A 23,826-nucleotide genomic window follows, 5' to 3' on the forward strand; every position below is an offset into this window, starting at 1 on the left:
ACAGCGATTTACCCAGTGTAAATATATATTGCTTAAGGGGTAGGCTTTCCTTATAACTGTCGTTCCTATAACTAGTCCGGTGGAAAACCGGTATCCAAACAGGGAAACGACATGTTCAACTCACTCCTGCGCTCCAGCCTTTCGTTTGCCGTCCTGGCAATTGCCGCCAACTTGACCGGTTGCGCGTCCATTGTCAGCGGCACCAGTCAGATCGTCTCGGTAGAAACCCATCAGCCGAGCGGCAAGGTGGATGGCGCATCGTGCAAGCTGGAGAACGAAAAAGGCGTGTATTACGTGACGACGCCAGGCACCGTCACCGTGCGCCGTGCTTACGGCGACATGACCGTGCGATGCGAAAAGCCGGGCATGGAGGCTGGCATTGCTTCCATCAAGTCTTCGACCAAGGGCATGGCCTTCGGTAACGTTATTTTTGGCGGCGTGATCGGTGCGGGCGTGGACGTGGCCTCGGGCGCAGCCTACGATTACCCGAACCTGTTCCAGGTCATGATGGGACAGACGACGAACATCGGCCCAGCCGCCGCGCAGGCAGGTGGGCAAGCAGCCGCACCAGCCGCAGTGGGCGGATCGAACTGATCATGCCGGAATGCCGGGCACTGCCCGGCATCGGCTTGCGAGGAAAGGGCAGGTGCCGGTCACCTGCCTTTTCCTTTTGTGGCGCGCGTCACGCCGGGGTGTCGTCTTATTGTGGTCCCGCCAGGCTACGCAGCTGGAAGCGGTAGTCGCGATCGAACAGGAAGGTTTCGGAGAAGCTCATCGCGCGGCTGTGCGCGGCAAGCAGTCCTTCGGGTCGCGGCAGCGGCCCGCTGCGCAGCGTCGAGGCCAGCGCTACCCGCGTGGCGTCCGGGTCGCGCGAGCGCTGCACCCGCACGTCGGTCAGCCGGCCATCCCGATCCACCGTGATGCTGAGCACGACGATCGCCGGCAGCATCGGCGGCAGGCGGCCGCTGAAGCTGCGCTCGGCATTGCGTGCGAGGATGTGGCGCGCCTCATCGGCCTTGTAGGCCTCGAGCGTGTGCGAGGGAGGCGGGGCGGGTGCAGGCGTTGGCGCGCGCCCGATGGCGACCGTGCTGCGTTCTTCGACGGGAACGGGCGGAGGGCTGGCGCATCCGCACAGCACCGCCAGCAGGATGGCGCACGGCGTTTTACTGCGAAGAGAAATGTTCATGGTGGATGAGTGAGCGTCGCAGGTTGGCGCCTCATGGGCGCTTAGCTTCGACGCTACTGGTCATCCGGAGTTCCGCCGAGTTGCGTCGGCGCCCGAGCCCTGCTTCAGCCGAACAAGCTCTGCAATTCGACGCCCGGATCGGGCGCCCGCATGAAAGCTTCCCCGACCAGGAAGGCATGCACGTCCGCCGCGCGCATCCGCTGCACGTCGGCCGGGCCCATGATGCCCGACTCGGTCACCACCAGGCGCTCGGCCGGAATGCGCGGCAGCAGTCCGAGGGTGGTCTCGAGGGACACCTCGAAGCTGCGCAGGTTGCGGTTGTTGATGCCGACCAGCGGCGTCTCGAGCTTCAGGGCCGCGGTGAGTTCGTCGCCGTCGTGCACCTCGACCAGCACGTCCATGCCCAGCTCGTGGGCGCAGGCTTCCAGCTCCGCCATCAGGCCATGGTCCAGCGCCGACACGATCAACAGGATCGCATCCGCCCCCATGGCGCGCGCCTCGTACACCTGGTAGTGGTCGACGATGAAGTCCTTGCGGATCACCGGCAGCGCGCAGGCGGCGCGCGCCTGGCGCAGGTAGTCCACCGAACCCTGGAAGAACTGCGCGTCGGTCAGCACCGACAGGCAGGCCGCGCCGTGTGCGGCATAGCTCTGCGCGATCGCCGCCGGCTGGAAGTCCGGCCGCAACACGCCCTTCGACGGCGAAGCCTTCTTCACTTCCGCGATGACGCCGGCACGGCCTGCTGCGATCTTGCTGCGCAGGCTGTTCTCGAAACCGCGGATGGCGCGGCGCGCTTCCAGGTCGCTCTCGACCTCGCGGCGCAGGCTGGCCAGGTCGCGCTGCCGCTTGGCGGCGGCAACTTCGTCGGCCTTCACGGCCAGGATCTTGTTCAGGATATCGGACATAACAATGATGAGTGCGTGGACAGGGCGGGTTCCGTGATTCAGGCGTTGCCGCCGAGCTGGCGCGTGACGGCCACGAATTGCTCCAGTTTGGCCACGGCCGCGCCGGAGGCGATCGTGGCGCGCGCCTTTGCCAGGCCTGCCTCGATCGAGGGCGTGACCCCGGCCGCATAGAGCGCGGTGCCGGCATTCAGTGCCACGATATCGGTCGCCGGACCAGGCTCGCCGCGCAGCGCTTCCAGCACGCGCTGCTTCGATTCCTCGGCATTGGCCACCTTCAGGTTGCGGCTCGCGATCATCGACATGCCGAAGTCTTCCGGATGGATCTCGTACTCGCGGATCTCGCCGTTCACGAGTTCACCGACCAGGGTGCCGGCGCCGAGCGAGACTTCGTCCATGTTGTCGCGGCCCCAGACCACCATCGCATGCTGGGCGCCGAGGCGTTGCAGCACGCGCACCTGGATGCCGACCAGGTCGGGGTGGAACACGCCCATCAGGATGTTCGGTGCGCCGGCCGGGTTGGTGAGCGGGCCGAGGATGTTGAAGATGCTGCGTACGCCCAGCTCGCGGCGCACCGGCGCCACGTGCTTCATGGCGGCGTGGTGGTTCGGGGCGAACATGAAGCCGATGCCGGTCTGCGCGATCGACTGGGCGATCTGTTCGGGTTTCAGGTCGATCTGGGCGCCGAGCGACTCGATCAGGTCGGCGCTGCCCGAGGACGAGGACACGCTGCGGCCACCGTGCTTGGCCACGCGCGCGCCGGCGGCGGCGGCCACGAACATGGCCGCGCTCGAGATATTGAAGGTGTGGGCGCCGTCGCCGCCGGTGCCGACGATGTCGAGCAGGCCGGTGGTGTCGGCCATCGGCACCTTGGTCGAGAACTCGCGCATCACCTGGGCGGCGGCGGTGATCTCGCCGATGGTTTCCTTCTTCACGCGCAGGCCCATGGTCAGCGCCGCGACCATGGTCGGCGACATCTCGCCCGACATGATCTGGCGGAACAGGTGCAGCATTTCGTCGTGGAAGATCTCGCGGTGTTCGATGCAGCGCAGCAGGGCTTCTTGTGGGGTGATCGGCATGGCGGGTCTTTCAGCTAGGCGTAATGGTGGCGTGATGCTTGGGCGCAAGGCCGCTGGTGCGGCGCCTGCACGGGGGCGGATCAGCGCGCGAGGAAGTTCTTGAGCAGCGCGTGGCCGTGTTCCGACAGGATCGACTCGGGATGGAACTGCACCCCTTCGATGTCGTATTCCTTGTGGCGCACGCCCATGATCTCGCCGTCGTCGGTCCATGCCGTCACTTCCAGGCAGTCCGGCAGCGAAGCGCGCTCGATCGCCAGCGAGTGGTAGCGGATCACGGTGAATGGGCTCGGCAGTCCCTTGAACACGCCTTCGCCGGTGTGGGCGATCAGCGAGGTCTTGCCGTGCATGACCTGCTTGGCGCGGACGACCTTGCCCCCGAACGCTTCGCCGATGGCCTGGTGGCCGAGGCACACGCCCAGGATCGGCAGCTTGCCCTTGAATTCGCGCAGGATGTCGAGCGAGATGCCGGCGTCCTTCGGCGCCTTCGGTCCCGGCGAGATGCAGATGCGCTCGGGCGCCATCTGCTCGATCTGTGCGAGCGTGATCTCGTCGTTGCGCACCGTGCGCACGTCTTCGCCCAGTTCGCCCAGGTACTGGACGATGTTGTAGGTGAACGAGTCGTAGTTGTCGATCATGAGCAGCATGTCAGAACTCCCCATCCAGGCCGTCCTGCACCTGTTCGGCAGCGCGCAGCACGGCGCGTGCCTTGTTTTCCGTTTCCTGCCATTCCATCTCGGGGATGGAGTCGGCCACGATGCCGGCTGCCGCCTGCACGTACAGGTTGCCGTCCTTGATCACGCCGGTGCGGATCGCGATCGCCACGTCCATCTCGCCGCCAAAGGAAAGGTAGCCGCAGGCGCCGCCGTAGATGCCGCGCTTCACCGGTTCCAGCTCATCGATGACTTCCATGGCGCGCACCTTCGGCGCGCCGGTGAGGGTGCCGGCCGGGAAGGTGGCGCGCAGCACGTCGAGATTCGACATGCCGTCTTTCAGGCGGCCTTCGACGTTCGAGACGATGTGCTGCACGTGTGAGTATTTTTCGATGACCATGCGGTCGGTGACTTGCACGCTGCCGGTTTCGGCGATGCGGCCGATGTCGTTGCGGGCCAGGTCGATCAGCATCACGTGCTCGGCGACTTCCTTCGGGTCGGCCAGCAGTTCGGCGGCCAGCTCGAGGTCGCGTTCCGGCGTGGCGCCGCGCGGGCGGGTGCCGGCGATCGGACGCAAGGTGACCTTCTTGCCGCCCTCGGGGAGCGCTTCGTTGCGCACCAGGATTTCCGGCGAGGAGCCGACGATCTGCATGTCGCCGAAGTTGTAGTAGTACATGTAGGGCGACGGATTCAGCGAACGCAGCGAGCGGTACAGCGACAGCGGCGAATCCACGTAGGGCTTGCGGATGCGCTGGCCGATCTGCACCTGCATCAGGTCGCCCGCCATCACGTATTCGTGGGCCCTGGCCACCGCCTTTAAATAATCTTCCTTGCTGAAGTCGCGCACCGCTTCGGTGCGCACCGAGCTCGAGGTGACCGGCGCATCGACGCTCCGGCGCAGCATCACCCGCAGGTCCTTCAGGCGCTGGCGCGCACGGCCGAAGGCTTCCGGGTGCGCCGGGTCGGCATAGACGATCAGGTACAGCTTGCCCGACAGGTTGTCGATCACCGCCAGTTCTTCGGTCAGCATCAGCTGGATGTCCGGCAGGCCCAGTTCGTCCGGCGGACAGCTGTTGGCCAGCTTGTGCTCGATGTGGCGCACCGTGTCGTAGCCGAAGTAGCCGGCCAGGCCGCCGCAGAAGCGCGGCATACCCGGGCGCAGGGCCACCTTGAAACGCGACTGGTACTGTTCGATGAATTCGAGCGGATTGCCCTCGAAGGTCTCGATGACCTCGCCGTTCTTGACGACGTCGAGGCGATTGCCGCTGCTGCGGATCAGCGTCGAGGCGGGCAGGCCGATGAAGGAATAGCGGCCGAAGCGCTCGCCGCCGACCACCGACTCCAGCAGGAAGGTGTTCTTGCCGGCCTGCTGCGACTGGGCCAGCTTGAGGTAGAGCGTGAGCGGGGTTTCGAGGTCGGCGAAGGCTTCCGCGATCAAGGGAATGCGGTTATAGCCCTGGTTGGCCAGCGATTTGAATTCGAGTTCGGTCATGCTTTTCTCCGGACCGCCCGGGGGAGGGAAGGGCGGTGGTTCACACTTCAAAAAACCTGCCGGGGATGGGCGACAACGCGCGCCCCGGCAGCAATCGATACGGCTTAGTCAGCCCAGGATTGCCAGCGTCGCCACAGCCAGGCCTCGAGGGCGCCGGTCTGGTTGACAGTGTGGTTTTTGGTGAAAAACATGTATAGATGACTTATTTTAAGGTGTGGTTATGCGCAGTTATGAGCACGGCTGCTTCCAGCAGCGAACTCACTATACCATCAGAATTAATTTCTTGTATAGGCCGTCCGTGGTTATAACCATATGGCACGGTGAGCACAAAGCAGCCTGCGGCGCGCGCCGCTTCGGCGTCGTTGGATGAGTCGCCGATGGCCACCACTTGCGAGGGCGGCAGGTCCAGCGCGGCGCAGGCGCCCAGCATCGGCATCGGGTCCGGTTTCTTTCGCGCGAACGAATCGCCGCCGAACACGCGCTCGAAATAGGGTGCCAGGCCTTTCTGGTCCAGCAGGGGCAAGGTGAACGCAACGGGCTTGTTGGTGACGCACACCAGGCGCAGGCCCTGGTCGCGCATGGCCTGCAAGCCTTCGAGCACACCGTCGAACAGCGTGCTGCGCTCGCCGTTGACGGCGAGGTAGTGGCGCTGGTAGCCGGCCAGCGCCTCGTCGAATGCCGCGTCCACGCGCGCCGCGTCCCAGTCGAGCAGCAGGGCGTCGCGCACCAGTTTTTCTGAGCCCTTGCCGACCAGCGGCTTGATGATGTCCTGCGTGATGGGCGCCAGCCCGAAGTCGGCGCGCATGCCGTTCAGGGCCGCCTCGAAGTCGGGCACCGTGTCGAGCATGGTGCCGTCCAGGTCGATGAGGGCGGCCCGGATGCCTGCTGCGCCGGCCCGCATTACTTGCCTACTTTCGCCAGTTCGCCGCGCATCGCGTCGATCACGGACTTGTAGTCGGGCTTGCCGAAGATGGCCGAACCGGCCACGAAGGTGTCGGCGCCGGCGGCGGCCGCCTCGGCGATGTTGTCGGCCTTGATGCCGCCGTCGACCTCGAGCATGATGTCGCGGCCCGATTCGTCGATCATGCGGCGCGCCTGCGCGATCTTCTTCAGCGATTGCGGAATGAAGGACTGGCCGCCGAAGCCCGGATTCACCGACATGATCAGGATCATGTCGATCTTGTCCATCACGTGCTCGAGGTAATGCAGCGGGGTGTGCGGGTTGAACACCAGGCCGGCCTTGCAGCCGTTATCGCGAATCAGCTGCAGGGTGCGGTCGATGTGTTCCGAGGCTTCCGGGTGGAAGGTGATGATATTGGCGCCGGCCTTGGCGAAGTCCGGGATGATGCGGTCGACCGGCTTGACCATCAGGTGCACGTCGATCGGCACCTGCACGTGCGGGCGGATCGCCTGGCACACCAGCGGGCCGATGGTCAGGTTGGGGACGTAGTGGTTGTCCATCACGTCGAAGTGGATGATGTCGGCGCCGGCGGCGACGACATTGCGCACTTCCTCGCCCAGGCGGGCGAAATCGGCGGACAGGATGCTGGGAGCGATGCGGTAGGTGGTCATGGGCGATCGTGCAGGTAACAAGGAATCCGCTATTTTACGCTGATGAAGCGCATGCCCGCTGCGCCGGCGGCGCCTTCGAAGGGCGCCGCGCGGTATGATTGTCGTTTGCGCCACACGCAGCGCTCCAGCCAATATTGACGATCACGCAAGGAATCCCCATGCCCGCCTATGAATTCGCTGTCAAGGTCAGGACCCAGTACCTGCCGGAACAGTCCAACCCGGAACGGGACCAGTTCGTGTTCAGCTACACCATCACGATCCATAACACCGGCAGCGTCGCCGCCCAGCTGATCGCGCGCCACTGGGTGATCACCGACGCCGCCAACCAGACCCAGGAAGTGCGCGGCCTGGGCGTGGTTGGCCACCAGCCCTTGCTGCAGCCGGGGCAGCAGTTCGAGTACACCAGCGGCACCCAGGTCGGAACGCCGCAGGGTTCGATGTACGGGGAATACTTCTGCGTGGCCGAGGACGGCCACCGCTTCGAGGTCCCGATTCCCGAATTCGTGCTGGCGCAGCCGGGCGCGCTGCACTGATCGGCGCAGCAAGGCTTACTGATTGCCGGCGTCGCGGCCCTTCTCGGCCTGCTCATGTTGCACGGGTTCGTCGGGCGGCACGTCCTTGCGGCCTGCGAACATCGTCCACCAGACGATAAAGACGAGCAGGAACAGCGCCACGCCGGCTTCCACCATCAAGATCCACATATCGGTACTCGCCTCCTTATGTTATCGACACGCCGCAGTGTAACCGCTTCGCTTGTCCTCGTCGCCTTGCTGGCGGCCTGCTCGACCACGCCGCCGCAGCCACCCACGCCGGTGCGCATGCCGCCGCCGGTCGGCCCGGTGTATGTGCCGCCCGCCCAGCCGACCCCGCCTGCGGCGCCTGCCGAACCCCTTCCTCCGGCACCCCTGCTGACGCCGACCAGCTTCAGCGCCTTGCCGGGCTGGGAAGAGGACGAGCTGCGCCAGGCCTGGCCGGCCTTCCTGCAGTCCTGCCGGGGTCTGGCCAGCAAGGCCGAGTGGAAAGCGGTATGCGCCGCCGGCCGCGCCTTCGATGCGAGCGATGCCGCGGCGGTGCGCAACTTCTTCGAGACCTGGTTCGTGCCCAACCTGGTGCGCGCCGCCGATGGCGCCGACACCGGCCTGGTCACCGGCTACTACGAGGCGATGCTGTACGGATCCCGCAAACAGGGCGGCGACTACCGGACGCCGCTCTACCGCGTGCCGCGCGACCTGCTCACGGTCGACCTGGGCAGCGTGTATCCGCAGTTGAAGGGCATGCGCCTGCGCGGGCGCCTGGCGGGTAGAAGCGTGGTCCCGTACAGCACCCGTGCCGAGATCGCGCGGGCGCCGTTCGCCGGCAAGGAACTGCTGTGGGTGAACGATCCGGTCGAGGCGTTTTTCCTCGAAGTGCAGGGGTCCGGCCGGGTCCAGCTCGACACTGGCGAGACCGTGCGCGTGGCCTACGCCGACCAGAACGGCCATCCGTACAAGGCGATCGGGCGCTGGCTGGTGGAGCAGGGCGAGCTCACCGCCGAGCAAGCCACGGCCCAGGGCATCCGTGCCTGGATCGCGGCCAATCCGGCGCGCCGCCAGGAGCTGTTCAACGTGAATCCCAGTTATATCTTCTTCCGCGAAGAAAAGCTGCCCGACCCTTCGCTGGGCCCGAAGGGCGCGCTGGGCGTCCCGCTCACGCCCGGCCGCTCGGTGGCGATCGACCCGTCCTTCATCCCGCTTGGCGCGCCGCTGTTCCTGGCGACGACCGAAGCCGGCAGCGAGCTGCCCATGCGGCGCCTGATGATGGCGCAGGATACCGGCGGTGCGATTCGCGGCGCGGTGCGGGCCGACTTCTTCTACGGCTTCGGCCCGGATGCGGTGGACCGGGCAGGCAAGATGAAGCAGCGCGGCCAGGTATGGGTGCTGCTGCCGCGCCCCACGCCATAGCCAAAGCGCCAGGTGCGTCAGGGGGGGGGGCTCCCCGCCGATGACGAACGGAGGGCGGGATCGCGCATAGAATATTGCTGAACAAATAATCAGACCGTGTTCGGCACCGCGCGAGACGTTACAATCCGGGCAATCCGTCCAAGCTCACAAAAGGAATGTCACATGGAATATGCAGATCTGCTGATTGAAAACCACGGCAAGGTCGTCGTGATCCGCCTGAACCGTCCGAAGGCGATGAATGCGTTGAACGACAACATGATGAACGAACTGGGCGACGCGCTGGTCAAGTTCGACGCCGACCCTGCGGTCAACGTCATCGTGCTGACCGGCAGCGACAAGGTCTTCGCCGCCGGCGCCGACATCGCGGCCATGGCAAACTACACCTATGCGGCGGATACCTATCCAGGCAACTACATCGGCCGCAACTGGGAACATATCCTGAACATCCGCAAGCCGGTGGTCGGCGTCGTGTCGGGCTACTGCCTGGGCGGCGGCTGTGAACTGGCCATGATGTGCGACTTCCTGATCGCGGCGGAAACCGCCAAGTTCGGCCAGCCGGAGATCAAGGTCGGCGTCACCCCGGGCGCCGGCGGCACCCAGCGCCTGCCGCGCGCGATCTCGAAGTCCAAGGCGATGGACATGCTGCTGACCACCCGTATGATCGATGCCGCGGAGGCCGAGCGCACCGGCCTGGTGTCACGCGTCTATCCGGTCGAGAGCGTGATGGAAGAAGCCATCAAGATTGCCCAGGGCATCGCCGAGATGCCGGTGTCGGTCGCCATGCAGATCAAGGATTGCGTGAACCAGGCTTACCAGATGCCATTGACCGAAGGCGTGCGCTACGAGCGCCGCTACTTCCACGCCGGTTTCGGCACGCCTGCGCAAAAAGAAGGCATGTCGGCCTTCCTCGAGAAGCGCAAGCCGAATTTCGAAGGGATGTAAGCCATGTGGGCGGCGGCCCCCGGTCACGCAAGGGCGCTGCGTCGCGCGGCGGCAGCGCTCGCAATGCTGGCGGCGATCGCCGTCGCGGCCTACGGCTGCACGGCGCTGCCGCCCCTGGGGCCGCGCACCCATACGGTGGCGCTCGAGGGCGCCGACGACACGCGCCTGGGACAGGCCATCGCGCCGCTCGCTGCCAATCACCCGGGGCTGTCCGGAATCCATCCGCTGAGCGACGGCCGCGACGCCTTCGCGGCACGCGTGCTGCTCGCCGACAGTGCGCAGCGCAGCCTGGACGCCCAGTACTATATATGGCGTGACGATCTCACCGGCACACTGATGTTCGATGCCTTGCGCAGTGCCGGCGCGCGTGGCGTGCGCGTCCGTCTGCTCCTCGACGATAACAACACCGCCGGCCTCGATCCGGTCCTTGCGGCCCTCGACCGCGAACCGAACATCGAAGTCCGCCTGTTCAATCCTTTCGGCGTGCGGCGTTGGCGCGCCCTGGCTTACCTGACCGAGTTCGGCCGGCTGAACCGGCGCATGCACAACAAATCCTTCACGGCCGACAACCAGGCAAGCATCCTCGGAGGACGCAATATTGGCGACGAATACTTCGAGGCGACGAGCGACACCTTGTTCGTCGACCTCGACGTGCTGCTTGTCGGGCCGGCCGTGCGCGCCGTGTCGCAGGACTTCGACCGTTACTGGAACAGCGCGTCGGCCTATCCTGTCGCGGCACTGGTCGATCCGGCCGATGCCGCAGCTCCCGGCGCACTGGCCATGCGCGCCGCGGCCCAGCGTGGCCAGGCCGAGGCGCAGGGCTACCTGGCGGGGGCACGAAGCTTGGCATTCGCCGAGCAGTTGACGCAGGGCCGGCTGCAGCTGGAGTGGAGCCGTGCCCGGCTCGTCAGCGACGATCCTGCAAAGGTACTGGGAAAAGCCGACCCGGACCAGCGCATGGCTGTCGGCCTGCGCAAGCTGCTCGGGGAGCCGACGCGGCAGCTCGACCTGGTCACTCCGTATTTTGTCCCCGGCAAGGAGGCAGCGCAGGCGCTCGGCGATATCGCCCGCAGCGGTGTCCAGGTGCGTGTGCTGACCAATTCGCTGGAGGCGACCGACGTGGCGGCGGTGCACGCCGGCTACGCGAAATGGCGGCGCGCGCTGCTCGCTGCGGGCATCTCGCTGTTCGAACTTCGCCGCAGCTGGGGCGCGGAATTGCCCCGGACGGGGAAGGGCCGTTTCGGTAGCTCCGCGTCCAGCCTGCATGCGAAGACCTTCGCGGTCGATGGGCGCAGCATCTATGTCGGCTCCTTCAATATGGATCGGCGCTCGATCGACCTGAATACCGAGATGGGCCTGGTCATCGACAGTCCCCTGTTGGCGGCCAGGCTCGGCCGGGTACTCGAGGAAGACATGCCTGCCCGTGCTTACGAGGTTCGCCTCGATGCGAACGGTAAGCTGTACTGGATCGAACGCTCCGAGGGCACGACGCGGCGTCACGACCAGGAGCCGGGCACGAGCATCTGGAAACGCGCAGGCGTCCACTTGTTGTCGTTTTTGCCGATCGACTGGCTCCTTTGAAAAAAGATGCGTGAAGGGCCTTGCGAGATACCGCGCCCGTTTGCTATGATTCGCCTCCGCTTCGGTTTGAGCAAAAAACGTTAACGTAATCAAGTGCTTACGGTGACAAGCTCAGCAGGAAAATTCTGCAACGAAGCGAACGAGGGGTTGACGAGTTAAGCGAAACACTGCATAATCTCTCTTCTCTGCTGCTGACGAACACAACGCTTCGTACGGTGCAGCAAGGTAGTACAGAACAAGGTTCTTTAACAATCAACAGTCGATAAGTGTGGGCGTTTGATGAAGGTGCCAGCTGGGCTCGCTCAGCTGCATACTTAAATTATCAAATGTTCACAAAAGTATTAAGCGTTGTCTCAGTAATGAGATAGCGGTCAGTATCTTGAGTGAGCGACTCCGCAGCAATGCGGATGACTCGAAAGAGTCAACAAACAGAGATTGAACTGAAGAGTTTGATCCTGGCTCAGATTGAACGCTGGCGGCATGCTTTACACATGCAAGTCGAACGGCAGCACGGGCTTCGGCCTGGTGGCGAGTGGCGAACGGGTGAGTAATACATCGGAACGTACCCAGAAGTGGGGGATAACGTAGCGAAAGTTACGCTAATACCGCATACGATCTACGGATGAAAGTGGGGGACCTTCGGGCCTCATGCTTTTGGAGCGGCCGATGTCTGATTAGCTAGTTGGTGGGGTAAAGGCTCACCAAGGCGACGATCAGTAGCTGGTCTGAGAGGACGACCAGCCACACTGGAACTGAGACACGGTCCAGACTCCTACGGGAGGCAGCAGTGGGGAATTTTGGACAATGGGCGCAAGCCTGATCCAGCAATGCCGCGTGAGTGAAGAAGGCCTTCGGGTTGTAAAGCTCTTTTGTCAGGGAAGAAACGGTGCGGACTAATATTCTGCGCTAATGACGGTACCTGAAGAATAAGCACCGGCTAACTACGTGCCAGCAGCCGCGGTAATACGTAGGGTGCAAGCGTTAATCGGAATTACTGGGCGTAAAGCGTGCGCAGGCGGTTTTGTAAGTCTGATGTGAAAGCCCCGGGCTCAACCTGGGAATTGCATTGGAGACTGCAAGGCTTGAATCTGGCAGAGGGGGGTAGAATTCCACGTGTAGCAGTGAAATGCGTAGAGATGTGGAGGAACACCGATGGCGAAGGCAGCCCCCTGGGTCAAGATTGACGCTCATGCACGAAAGCGTGGGGAGCAAACAGGATTAGATACCCTGGTAGTCCACGCCCTAAACGATGTCTACTAGTTGTCGGGTTTTAATTAACTTGGTAACGCAGCTAACGCGTGAAGTAGACCGCCTGGGGAGTACGGTCGCAAGATTAAAACTCAAAGGAATTGACGGGGACCCGCACAAGCGGTGGATGATGTGGATTAATTCGATGCAACGCGAAAAACCTTACCTACCCTTGACATGGAAGGAATCCTGAAGAGATTTAGGAGTGCCCGAAAGGGAACCTTCACACAGGTGCTGCATGGCTGTCGTCAGCTCGTGTCGTGAGATGTTGGGTTAAGTCCCGCAACGAGCGCAACCCTTGTCATTAGTTGCTACATTTAGTTGAGCACTCTAATGAGACTGCCGGTGACAAACCGGAGGAAGGTGGGGATGACGTCAAGTCCTCATGGCCCTTATGGGTAGGGCTTCACACGTCATACAATGGTACATACAGAGGGCCGCCAACCCGCGAGGGGGAGCTAATCCCAGAAAGTGTATCGTAGTCCGGATTGTAGTCTGCAACTCGACTACATGAAGTTGGAATCGCTAGTAATCGCGGATCAGCATGTCGCGGTGAATACGTTCCCGGGTCTTGTACACACCGCCCGTCACACCATGGGAGCGGGTTTTACCAGAAGTAGGTAGCTTAACCGCAAGGAGGGCGCTTACCACGGTAGGATTCGTGACTGGGGTGAAGTCGTAACAAGGTAGCCGTATCGGAAGGTGCGGCTGGATCACCTCCTTTCTAGAGTAGCACCAGGAGCTTGTCTCCATCATCAAGCGTCCACGCTTATCGGCTGTTAGTAAAGAGAACAACAGTGTATGTCGGGGCTGTAGCTCAGCTGGTTAGAGCACCGTGTTGATAACGCGGGGGTCGTTGGTTCGAGTCCAACCAGCCCTACCAAGTTATCGCAAGTAACGGGGGATTAGCTCAGCTGGGAGAGCACCTGCTTTGCAAGCAGGGGGTCGTCGGTTCGATCCCGTCATCCTCCACCATTACCTGGTTCTGAAAGCACAAACGTAAGCCTCTGCGGTTTAGGTTTGGTCTTTTCGAGATCACTGTTTTTTCGTTCTTTAACAATCTGGAAGAAGTAAAGTTTTTTTAAGCGTGTAAGCGAGTCAGCAATGACGAGTGAGCACACTTAGGGTAGTAATCAAGTATCAACAAACATGCAACGAGCTGTACTCTTGATTTTCTATGACGATCCCTGTTGTCAGCAGGGGCCAACGTTATAGGGACAAGCGAATAAGTGCACATGGTGGATGCCTTGGCGATTACAGGCGATGAAGGACGTAGTAGCTTGCGATAAGCTGCGGGGAGTGAGCAAACACACTTTGATCCGCAGATTTCCGAATGGGGAAACCCGGCCTTATAGGTCATTGCATACTGAATACATAGGTATGCAAAGCGAACGCGGCGAACTGAAACATCTAAGTAGCTGCAGGAAAAGAAATCAACCGAGATTCCCAAAGTAGTGGCGAGCGAAATGGGATGAGCCTGTACGTGATAGTCGAACTGATAGCAGAGTCCTCTGGAAATAGGAACCATAGTGGGTGATAGTCCCGTATGCGAAATCAGATCGGTGGTACTAAGCGTACGACAAGTAGGGCGGGACACGAGAAATCCTGTCTGAACATGGGGGGACCATCCTCCAAGGCTAAATACTCGTAATCGACCGATAGTGAACCAGTACCGTGAGGGAAAGGCGAAAAGAACCCCGGGAGGGGAGTGAAATAGATCCTGAAACCGTGTGCATACAAACAGTCGGAGCCTCTTCGTGGGGTGACGGCGTACCTTTTGTATAATGGGTCAGCGACTTACATTCAGTGGCGAGGTTAACCGAATAGGGGAGCCGTAGAGAAATCGAGTCCGAACAGGGCGACAGTCGCTGGGTGTAGACCCGAAACCAGGTGATCTACCCATGGCCAGGATGAAGGTGCGGTAACACGCCCTGGAGGTCCGAACCCACTAATGTTGAAAAATTAGGGGATGAGCTGTGGGTAGGGGTGAAAGGCTAAACAAACCTGGAAATAGCTGGTTCTCTCCGAAAACTATTTAGGTAGTGCCTCAAGTATCACCATCGGGGGTAGAGCACTGTTATGGCTAGGGGCTCATTGCGAGTTACCAAACCATTGCAAACTCCGAATACCGATGAGTGCGAGCTTGGGAGACAGACGTCGGGTGCTAACGTCCGGCGTCAAGAGGGAAACAACCCAGACCGCCAGCTAAGGTCCCAAAGATTGGCTAAGTGGAAAACGAAGTGGGAAGGCTAAAACAGTCAGGATGTTGGCTTAGAAGCAGCCACCATTTAAAGAAAGCGTAATAGCTCACTGATCGAGTCGTCCTGCGCGGAAGATGTAACGGGGCTAAGCCAGTCACCGAAGCTGCGGATATCTAGCAATAGATATGGTAGGAGAGCGTTCTGTAAGCCTGCGAAGGTGTCTTGTGAAGGATGCTGGAGGTATCAGAAGTGCGAATGCTGACATGAGTAGCGATAATGCGGGTGAAAAGCCCGCACGCCGTAAGCCCAAGGTTTCCTGTTCAACGTTCATCGGAGCAGGGTGAGTCGGCCCCTAAGGCGAGGCAGAGATGCGTAGCTGATGGGAAGCAGGTTAATATTCCTGCACCGTCGTATGATGCGATGGGGGGACGGATCGCGGAAGGTTGTCTAGCTGTTGGAATAGCTAGTTTTTGACTCATAGAAGGTGCTTAGGCAAATCCGGGCACGGAATTCAAGGGGTTGAGACGAGTGGCTTTATGCCGCGAAGCAATCGGAAGTGGTTCCAAGAAAAGCCTCTAAGCTTCAGTCATACGAGACCGTACCGCAAACCGACACAGGTGGGCGAGATGAGTATTCTAAGGCGCTTGAGAGAACTCGGGAGAAGGAACTCGGCAAATTGGTACCGTAACTTCGGGATAAGGTACGCCCCGGTAGCTTGACCACTTTACTGTGGAAGGGTGAAAGGGTTGCAATAAACTGGTGGCTGCGACTGTTTAATAAAAACACAGCACTCTGCAAACACGAAAGTGGACGTATAGGGTGTGACGCCTGCCCGGTGCTGGAAGATTAAATGATGGGGTGCAAGCTCTTGATTGAAGTCCCAGTAAACGGCGGCCGTAACTATAACGGTCCTAAGGTAGCGAAATTCCTTGTCGGGTAAGTTCCGACCTGCACGAATGGCGTAACGATGGCCACACTGTCTCCTCCCGAGACTCAGCGAAGTTGAAATGTTTGTGATGATGCAATCTACCCGCGGCTAGACGGAAAGACCCCATGAACCTTTACTGTAGCTTTGCATTGGACTTTGAACCAATCTGTGTAGGATAGGTGGGAGGCTTTGAAACCGGGACGCCAGTTCCGGTGGAGCCAACCTTGAAATACCACCCTGGTTCGTTTGAGGTTCTAACCTTGGTCCGTTATCCGGATCGGGGACAGTGCATGGTAGGCAGTTTGACTGGGGCGGTCTCCTCCTAAAGTGTAACGGAGGAGTTCGAAGGTACGCTAGGTACGGTCGGACATCGTGCTAATAGTGCAATGGCATAAGCGTGCTTAACTGCGAGACCGACAAGTCGAGCAGGTACGAAAGTAGGACATAGTGATCCGGTGGTTCTGTATGGAAGGGCCATCGCTCAACGGATAAAAGGTACTCTGGGGATAACAGGCTGATTCCTCCCAAGAGTTCATATCGACGGGGGAGTTTGGCACCTCGATGTCGGCTCATCACATCCTGGGGCTGTAGCCGGTCCCAAGGGTATGGCTGTTCGCCATTTAAAGTGGTACGTGAGCTGGGTTTAAAACGTCGTGAGACAGTTTGGTCCCTATCTGCCGTGGGCGTTGGAAATTTGAAGGGGGCTGCTCCTAGTACGAGAGGACCGGAGTGGACGAACCTCTGGTGTACCGGTTGTCACGCCAGTGGCATTGCCGGGTAGCTAAGTTCGGAAGAGATAACCGCTGAAAGCATCTAAGCGGGAAACTTGCCTTGAGATGAGATTTCCCGGAGCCTTGAGCTCCTTGAAGGGTCGTTCGAGACCAGGACGTTGATAGGCTGGGTGTGGAAGTGCAGTAATGCATTAAGCTAACCAGTACTAATTGCCCGTACGGCTTGTCCCTATAACCTTGGTAGGATATAGAACAAGTCAGGAATACAGCTGCAGTTTGTTGATACTGCTACCCAAGAACAAGAAAAAACTACTTCTTCCAAGATTGGTGAAGTTTGACCATGTGGTCAAATTTCTAGACAAGTCAAAGCCTGATGACCATAGCAAGTCGGTCCCACCCCTTCCCATCCCGAACAGGACCGTGAAACGACTTTGCGCCGATGATAGTGCTGCAACCAGTGTGAAAGTAGGTTATCGTCAGGCTAGTTATATGAAAGAGCCCACCAGGTGATCCTGGTGGGCTTTTTTGCGTTTGCACAAGCAAGATCCCGCCGCCCGGACGCGCACTGCGCATCCTCGCTCTCTGCGGGCATTCTTGCGTTGACAGGCAATACCCCAGCGCTTGGATCCGCACGGCGAATGTTCGCCCTGTCGGTTTTCTTGCTTTTGCAAAGCAAAACCCGTCTCGCATGCATTTCCTTGGCATCAGTAAGCTGGACGAAAAAAAGCCCCGGTTGAAAACCGAGGCTTCTGCCCGACCAGTTTCCCGGCCGGGTTCCCAGCTGTGCGACACCGCGACCCGACAGGAGGCGAGCCAACATGCCCGCTCTGCCTCTATGCGCCGTAGTCGCCGGTACTTTGCACGGCTGGGCTAACACTCACCACCGTATACATTCCCCCCGATATCGGAACTTTGGGTCGGCGAATGTAGCCCAGTTCAACATCCTTGCTGCTTCTCGCAGCTGACGTGCTTCGACCGTCGTGCAACGGCACGGTTCAATCTAGTCTCAATGAATGTCGCACTAGGTATTATCCGGCTGCAAGAATGCTCATCTGTTCGACAACTCACATTAGTCGGTATTGGTCAATCTCGCTCGCAAGCGGACAAAGCGTGATTTCCGTGCGACATGATGCGCCAAGCAGCCCGATACCAGGGCCATCATCCCGAATGCGATGCCGATGCTGGCTTCCTGCGCTCTGCAGGCTGTCGCTCACGAGATGGAAGATGCTGAATCTGTCGAGCGCCGGTCAATAGGGGAGGGGGAGAGCGCACTACTGACCAGTTCGGACCATATCCAGGCCATGAGTCCAATAACCCGATCGAGCAGGGCCCTGCACCGCCAACCTCATGATCGTCGCCATAGAGGCGATCACCACGATCAACCTGGTTGCATGGGAAGACGTCGCGAAGTCGTTCATGGCGCCGAACCGCCGTGAGCACAGCGAACGTCTGGAAGCACAACAGGGTCGGTCTTTCTGGAAGAGCGACACGCGCCGCTTCGATCATGTCGCGTATTTTCCTTGCCATGGACTGGCTCTGTCAGGCTATATTTTCTATGACTTAACAGTATGCCGAAAAGCTTCTTCCGTTACCGTGCGGCCCTTGCCGACATCAACCAAGTTTGCTATAGTCTCGTTCCTCCGATGCACAGCGCTGCTTTTCAAGCAGCGACAGCGAAAGAGACAAGGGGTTGACGAGTTAAGCGAAGCACTGCATAATCTCGCTTCTCTGCTGCTGACGAACACAACGCTTCGTACGGTGCAGCAAGGTAGTACAGAATAAAGTTCTTTAACAATCAACAGTCGATAAGTGTGGGCGTTTGATGAAGGTGCCGGCTGGGTTCGCTCAGCTGCATACTTAAACTATCAAATGTTCACAAAAGTATTAAGCGTTGTCTCAGCAATGAGATAACGGTCAGTATCTTGAGTGAGCGACTCCGCAGCAATGCGGATGACTCGAAAGAGTCAACAAACAGAGATTGAACTGAAGAGTTTGATCCTGGCTCAGATTGAACGCTGGCGGCATGCTTTACACATGCAAGTCGAACGGCAGCACGGGCTTCGGCCTGGTGGCGAGTGGCGAACGGGTGAGTAATACATCGGAACGTACCCAGAAGTGGGGGATAACGTAGCGAAAGTTACGCTAATACCGCATACGATCTACGGATGAAAGTGGGGGACCTTCGGGCCTCATGCTTTTGGAGCGGCCGATGTCTGATTAGCTAGTTGGTGGGGTAAAGGCTCACCAAGGCGACGATCAGTAGCTGGTCTGAGAGGACGACCAGCCACACTGGAACTGAGACACGGTCCAGACTCCTACGGGAGGCAGCAGTGGGGAATTTTGGACAATGGGCGCAAGCCTGATCCAGCAATGCCGCGTGAGTGAAGAAGGCCTTCGGGTTGTAAAGCTCTTTTGTCAGGGAAGAAACGGTGCGGACTAATATTCTGCGCTAATGACGGTACCTGAAGAATAAGCACCGGCTAACTACGTGCCAGCAGCCGCGGTAATACGTAGGGTGCAAGCGTTAATCGGAATTACTGGGCGTAAAGCGTGCGCAGGCGGTTTTGTAAGTCTGATGTGAAAGCCCCGGGCTCAACCTGGGAATTGCATTGGAGACTGCAAGGCTTGAATCTGGCAGAGGGGGGTAGAATTCCACGTGTAGCAGTGAAATGCGTAGAGATGTGGAGGAACACCGATGGCGAAGGCAGCCCCCTGGGTCAAGATTGACGCTCATGCACGAAAGCGTGGGGAGCAAACAGGATTAGATACCCTGGTAGTCCACGCCCTAAACGATGTCTACTAGTTGTCGGGTTTTAATTAACTTGGTAACGCAGCTAACGCGTGAAGTAGACCGCCTGGGGAGTACGGTCGCAAGATTAAAACTCAAAGGAATTGACGGGGACCCGCACAAGCGGTGGATGATGTGGATTAATTCGATGCAACGCGAAAAACCTTACCTACCCTTGACATGGAAGGAATCCTGAAGAGATTTAGGAGTGCCCGAAAGGGAACCTTCACACAGGTGCTGCATGGCTGTCGTCAGCTCGTGTCGTGAGATGTTGGGTTAAGTCCCGCAACGAGCGCAACCCTTGTCATTAGTTGCTACATTTAGTTGGGCACTCTAATGAGACTGCCGGTGACAAACCGGAGGAAGGTGGGGATGACGTCAAGTCCTCATGGCCCTTATGGGTAGGGCTTCACACGTCATACAATGGTACATACAGAGGGCCGCCAACCCGCGAGGGGGAGCTAATCCCAGAAAGTGTATCGTAGTCCGGATTGTAGTCTGCAACTCGACTACATGAAGTTGGAATCGCTAGTAATCGCGGATCAGCATGTCGCGGTGAATACGTTCCCGGGTCTTGTACACACCGCCCGTCACACCATGGGAGCGGGTTTTACCAGAAGTAGGTAGCTTAACCGCAAGGAGGGCGCTTACCACGGTAGGATTCGTGACTGGGGTGAAGTCGTAACAAGGTAGCCGTATCGGAAGGTGCGGCTGGATCACCTCCTTTCTAGAGTAGCACCAGGAGCTTGTCTCCATCATCAAGCGTCCACGCTTATCGGCTGTTAGTAAAGAGAACAACAGTGTATGTCGGGGCTGTAGCTCAGCTGGTTAGAGCACCGTGTTGATAACGCGGGGGTCGTTGGTTCGAGTCCAACCAGCCCTACCAAGTTATCGCAAGTAACGGGGGATTAGCTCAGCTGGGAGAGCACCTGCTTTGCAAGCAGGGGGTCGTCGGTTCGATCCCGTCATCCTCCACCATTACCTGGTTCTGAAAGTGCAAACGTAAGCAAGAAGATGCTTAGGTTTGGTCTTTTCGAGATCACTGTTTTTTCGTTCTTTAACAATCTGGAAGAAGTAAAGTTTTTTTAAGCGTGCATGTAAAAGTGCACACTTAGGGTAGTAATCAAGTATCAACAAACATGCAATTAAGCTGTACTCTTGATTTTCTATGACGATCCCTGTTGTCAGCAGGGGCCAACGTTATAGGGACAAGCGAATAAGTGCACATGGTGGATGCCTTGGCGATTACAGGCGATGAAGGACGTAGTAGCTTGCGATAAGCTGCGGGGAGTGAGCAAACACACTTTGATCCGCAGATTTCCGAATGGGGAAACCCGGCCTTATAGGTCATTGCATACTGAATACATAGGTATGCAAAGCGAACGCGGCGAACTGAAACATCTAAGTAGCTGCAGGAAAAGAAATCAACCGAGATTCCCAAAGTAGTGGCGAGCGAAATGGGATGAGCCTGTACGTGATAGTCGAACTGATAGCAGAGTCCTCTGGAAATAGGAACCATAGTGGGTGATAGTCCCGTATGCGAAATCAGATCGGTGGTACTAAGCGTACGACAAGTAGGGCGGGACACGAGAAATCCTGTCTGAACATGGGGGGACCATCCTCCAAGGCTAAATACTCGTAATCGACCGATAGTGAACCAGTACCGTGAGGGAAAGGCGAAAAGAACCCCGGGAGGGGAGTGAAATAGATCCTGAAACCGTGTGCATACAAACAGTCGGAGCCTCTTCGTGGGGTGACGGCGTACCTTTTGTATAATGGGTCAGCGACTTACATTCAGTGGCGAGGTTAACCGAATAGGGGAGCCGTAGAGAAATCGAGTCCGAACAGGGCGACAGTCGCTGGGTGTAGACCCGAAACCAGGTGATCTACCCATGGCCAGGATGAAGGTGCGGTAACACGCCCTGGAGGTCCGAACCCACTAATGTTGAAAAATTAGGGGATGAGCTGTGGGTAGGGGTGAAAGGCTAAACAAACCTGGAAATAGCTGGTTCTCTCCGAAAACTATTTAGGTAGTGCCTCAAGTATCACCATCGGGGGTAGAGCACTGTTATGGCTAGGGGCTCATTGCGAGTTACCAAACCATTGCAAACTCCGAATACCGATGAGTGCGAGCTTGGGAGACAGACGTCGGGTGCTAACGTCCGGCGTCAAGAGGGAAACAACCCAGACCGCCAGCTAAGGTCCCAAAGATTGGCTAAGTGGAAAACGAAGTGGGAAGGCTAAAACAGTCAGGATGTTGGCTTAGAAGCAGCCACCATTTAAAGAAAGCGTAATAGCTCACTGATCGAGTCGTCCTGCGCGGAAGATGTAACGGGGCTAAGCCAGTCACCGAAGCTGCGGATATATTTCTCGTGATTTATCACTTGATCTATATGGTAGGAGAGCGTTCTGTAAGCCTGCGAAGGTGTCTTGTGAAGGATGCTGGAGGTATCAGAAGTGCGAATGCTGACATGAGTAGCGATAATGCGGGTGAAAAGCCCGCACGCCGTAAGCCCAAGGTTTCCTGTTCAACGTTCATCGGAGCAGGGTGAGTCGGCCCCTAAGGCGAGGCAGAGATGCGTAGCTGATGGGAAGCAGGTTAATATTCCTGCACCGTCGTATGATGCGATGGGGGGACGGATCGCGGAAGGTTGTCTAGCTGTTGGAATAGCTAGTTTTTGACTCATAGAAGGTGCTTAGGCAAATCCGGGCACGGAATTCAAGGGGTCGAGACGAGTGGCTTTATGCCGCGAAGCAATCGGAAGTGGTTCCAAGAAAAGCCTCTAAGCTTCAGTCATACGAGACCGTACCGCAAACCGACACAGGTGGGCGAGATGAGTATTCTAAGGCGCTTGAGAGAACTCGGGAGAAGGAACTCGGCAAATTGGTACCGTAACTTCGGGATAAGGTACGCCCCGGTAGCTTGACCACTTTACTGTGGAAGGGTGAAAGGGTTGCAATAAACTGGTGGCTGCGACTGTTTAATAAAAACACAGCACTCTGCAAACACGAAAGTGGACGTATAGGGTGTGACGCCTGCCCGGTGCTGGAAGATTAAATGATGGGGTGCAAGCTCTTGATTGAAGTCCCAGTAAACGGCGGCCGTAACTATAACGGTCCTAAGGTAGCGAAATTCCTTGTCGGGTAAGTTCCGACCTGCACGAATGGCGTAACGATGGCCACACTGTCTCCTCCCGAGACTCAGCGAAGTTGAAATGTTTGTGATGATGCAATCTACCCGCGGCTAGACGGAAAGACCCCATGAACCTTTACTGTAGCTTTGCATTGGACTTTGAACCAATCTGTGTAGGATAGGTGGGAGGCTTTGAAACCGGGACGCCAGTTCCGGTGGAGCCAACCTTGAAATACCACCCTGGTTCGTTTGAGGTTCTAACCTTGGTCCGTTATCCGGATCGGGGACAGTGCATGGTAGGCAGTTTGACTGGGGCGGTCTCCTCCTAAAGTGTAACGGAGGAGTTCGAAGGTACGCTAGGTACGGTCGGACATCGTGCTAATAGTGCAATGGCATAAGCGTGCTTAACTGCGAGACCGACAAGTCGAGCAGGTACGAAAGTAGGACATAGTGATCCGGTGGTTCTGTATGGAAGGGCCATCGCTCAACGGATAAAAGGTACTCTGGGGATAACAGGCTGATTCCTCCCAAGAGTTCATATCGACGGGGGAGTTTGGCACCTCGATGTCGGCTCATCACATCCTGGGGCTGTAGCCGGTCCCAAGGGTATGGCTGTTCGCCATTTAAAGTGGTACGTGAGCTGGGTTTAAAACGTCGTGAGACAGTTTGGTCCCTATCTGCCGTGGGCGTTGGAAATTTGAAGGGGGCTGCTCCTAGTACGAGAGGACCGGAGTGGACGAACCTCTGGTGTACCGGTTGTCACGCCAGTGGCATTGCCGGGTAGCTAAGTTCGGAAGAGATAACCGCTGAAAGCATCTAAGCGGGAAACTTGCCTTGAGATGAGATTTCCCGGAGCCTTGAGCTCCTTGAAGGGTCGTTCGAGACCAGGACGTTGATAGGCTGGGTGTGGAAGTGCAGTAATGCATTAAGCTAACCAGTACTAATTGCCCGTACGGCTTGTCCCTATAACCTTGGTAGGATATAGAACAAGTCAAGAAATACAGCTGCAGTTTGTTGATACTGCTACCCAAGAATAAAAAGAAACTTACTTCTTCCCGGATTGTAGAAGTTTGACCATGTGGTCAAATTTCTAGACAAGTCAAAGCCTGATGACCATAGCAAGTCGGTCCCACCCCTTCCCATCCCGAACAGGACCGTGAAACGACTTTGCGCCGATGATAGTGCTGCAACCAGTGTGAAAGTAGGTTATCGTCAGGCTAGTTATATGAAAGAGCCCACCAGGTGATCCTGGTGGGCTTTTTTGCGTTTGCACAAGCAAAATCCCGCCGCCGGACTGCGCATCGCGCACCCTCGCGCTTTGCGTTTCTTTCGTGTTTGCACGCGCTACCGCTGCTTGCTCCAGGGTACAGGAAAGTCTCGCCACAAGCTTTGCACGCATTGATGCAGCTCAGATCAGCACCTGCACCAACTGGAAATATAGGCAGAGAGGCCA

The 23,826-nt window shown here is 58.4% G+C and carries 14 protein-coding genes, 4 tRNA genes and 6 rRNA genes; 16 read left to right on the forward strand and 8 right to left on the reverse strand.

The features are described from left to right. Positions 1–111 precede the first annotated feature (111 nt). The gene (locus tag IM543_04420; protein QOY95143.1) at positions 112–594 is read left to right on the forward strand and encodes a hypothetical protein; all 483 of its coding nucleotides are present in this window, start codon (positions 112–114) and stop codon (positions 592–594) included. A 106-nt stretch (positions 595–700) separates the two neighbouring features. Here the strand turns inward: IM543_04420 and IM543_04425 are convergent, their stop codons facing one another. The 7 genes from IM543_04425 to rpe all read right to left on the reverse strand — a co-directional run bounded on the left by IM543_04425 (position 701) and on the right by rpe (position 6,881). Further along, the gene (locus IM543_04425; protein QOY95144.1) at positions 701–1,186 is read right to left on the reverse strand and encodes an energy transducer TonB; all 486 of its coding nucleotides are present in this window, start codon (positions 1,184–1,186) and stop codon (positions 701–703) included. Positions 1,187–1,290: 104 nt separating this feature from the next. Next, complete coding sequence (trpC, locus tag IM543_04430; GenBank protein ID QOY95145.1) at positions 1,291–2,091, reverse strand: indole-3-glycerol phosphate synthase TrpC; 801 nt, start codon at positions 2,089–2,091, stop codon at positions 1,291–1,293. Positions 2,092–2,129: 38 nt separating this feature from the next. Next, positions 2,130–3,167: an anthranilate phosphoribosyltransferase gene (gene trpD / locus IM543_04435; protein QOY95146.1), complete on the reverse strand. Its 1,038-nt coding sequence runs from the start codon at positions 3,165–3,167 to the stop codon at positions 2,130–2,132. An 80-nt stretch (positions 3,168–3,247) separates the two neighbouring features. Continuing rightward, positions 3,248–3,811, reverse strand: a complete 564-nt coding sequence (locus tag IM543_04440) for an aminodeoxychorismate/anthranilate synthase component II (GenBank protein QOY95147.1) — start codon at positions 3,809–3,811, stop codon at positions 3,248–3,250. 1 nt (position 3,812) lies between these two features. Further along, positions 3,813–5,309: an anthranilate synthase component I gene (locus tag IM543_04445; GenBank protein ID QOY95148.1), complete on the reverse strand. Its 1,497-nt coding sequence runs from the start codon at positions 5,307–5,309 to the stop codon at positions 3,813–3,815. Positions 5,310–5,511: 202 nt separating this feature from the next. Further along, positions 5,512–6,210: a phosphoglycolate phosphatase gene (locus IM543_04450; GenBank protein QOY95149.1), complete on the reverse strand. Its 699-nt coding sequence runs from the start codon at positions 6,208–6,210 to the stop codon at positions 5,512–5,514. Next, on the reverse strand, positions 6,210–6,881 hold the full coding sequence (gene rpe, locus IM543_04455; protein QOY95150.1) for a ribulose-phosphate 3-epimerase: 672 nt from the start codon (positions 6,879–6,881) through the stop codon (positions 6,210–6,212). Before rpe ends, IM543_04450 begins: the two co-directional genes overlap by 1 nt. A 158-nt stretch (positions 6,882–7,039) precedes the next feature. Between rpe and apaG the strand changes: the two genes are divergently transcribed. Continuing rightward, positions 7,040–7,414, forward strand: a complete 375-nt coding sequence (apaG, locus tag IM543_04460; protein QOY95151.1) for a Co2+/Mg2+ efflux protein ApaG — start codon at positions 7,040–7,042, stop codon at positions 7,412–7,414. Positions 7,415–7,429: 15 nt separating this feature from the next. On the opposite strand, the gene IM543_04465 is transcribed toward apaG, so the two are convergent. Next, entirely contained in the window at positions 7,430–7,582 is a 153-nt protein-coding gene (locus IM543_04465) for a hypothetical protein (GenBank protein ID QOY95152.1), read from the reverse strand. An 18-nt stretch (positions 7,583–7,600) separates the two neighbouring features. Between IM543_04465 and IM543_04470 the strand changes: the two genes are divergently transcribed. The 14 genes from IM543_04470 (at position 7,601) to rrf (IM543_04535) (ending at position 23,591) form a co-directional block, all read left to right on the forward strand. Further along, positions 7,601–8,821, forward strand: a complete 1,221-nt coding sequence (locus tag IM543_04470) for an MltA domain-containing protein (GenBank protein QOY95153.1) — start codon at positions 7,601–7,603, stop codon at positions 8,819–8,821. A 162-nt stretch (positions 8,822–8,983) separates the two neighbouring features. Then, positions 8,984–9,763: an enoyl-CoA hydratase/isomerase family protein gene (locus IM543_04475; GenBank protein ID QOY95154.1), complete on the forward strand. Its 780-nt coding sequence runs from the start codon at positions 8,984–8,986 to the stop codon at positions 9,761–9,763. A 3-nt stretch (positions 9,764–9,766) separates the two neighbouring features. After that, positions 9,767–11,344: a phospholipase D family protein gene (locus IM543_04480; GenBank protein QOY95155.1), complete on the forward strand. Its 1,578-nt coding sequence runs from the start codon at positions 9,767–9,769 to the stop codon at positions 11,342–11,344. Positions 11,345–11,781: 437 nt separating this feature from the next. Continuing rightward, positions 11,782–13,316: ribosomal RNA gene (locus IM543_04485) — 16S ribosomal RNA — on the forward strand. A gap of 82 nt (positions 13,317–13,398) precedes the next feature. Then, a tRNA-Ile gene (locus tag IM543_04490) sits at positions 13,399–13,475 on the forward strand. Between the two features lie 16 nt (positions 13,476–13,491). Further along, positions 13,492–13,567 (forward strand) — tRNA-Ala (locus IM543_04495). A 240-nt stretch (positions 13,568–13,807) separates the two neighbouring features. Beyond that, positions 13,808–16,683: ribosomal RNA gene (locus IM543_04500) — 23S ribosomal RNA — on the forward strand. Positions 16,684–16,821: 138 nt separating this feature from the next. After that, positions 16,822–16,934: ribosomal RNA gene (gene rrf, locus IM543_04505) — 5S ribosomal RNA — on the forward strand. An 865-nt stretch (positions 16,935–17,799) separates the two neighbouring features. Then, a complete protein-coding gene (locus IM543_04510; protein QOY95156.1) occupies positions 17,800–18,234 on the forward strand; it encodes a hypothetical protein in 435 nt (144 codons plus the stop codon). Between the two features lie 198 nt (positions 18,235–18,432). After that, positions 18,433–19,967: ribosomal RNA gene (locus IM543_04515) — 16S ribosomal RNA — on the forward strand. An 82-nt stretch (positions 19,968–20,049) separates the two neighbouring features. After that, a tRNA-Ile gene (locus tag IM543_04520) sits at positions 20,050–20,126 on the forward strand. 16 nt (positions 20,127–20,142) lie between these two features. Continuing rightward, positions 20,143–20,218 (forward strand) — tRNA-Ala (locus IM543_04525). A 228-nt stretch (positions 20,219–20,446) separates the two neighbouring features. Continuing rightward, a 23S ribosomal RNA gene (locus IM543_04530) occupies positions 20,447–23,338 on the forward strand. A 140-nt stretch (positions 23,339–23,478) separates the two neighbouring features. After that, positions 23,479–23,591 (forward strand): 5S ribosomal RNA (gene rrf, locus IM543_04535). The 16S, 23S and 5S rRNA genes sit together here with 4 tRNA genes alongside, the layout of an rRNA operon. Positions 23,592–23,826 lie beyond the last annotated feature (235 nt).

Source organism: Massilia sp. UMI-21, assembly GCA_015277795.1.
In the GTDB taxonomy this organism is placed as follows: domain Bacteria; phylum Pseudomonadota; class Gammaproteobacteria; order Burkholderiales; family Burkholderiaceae_D; genus Telluria.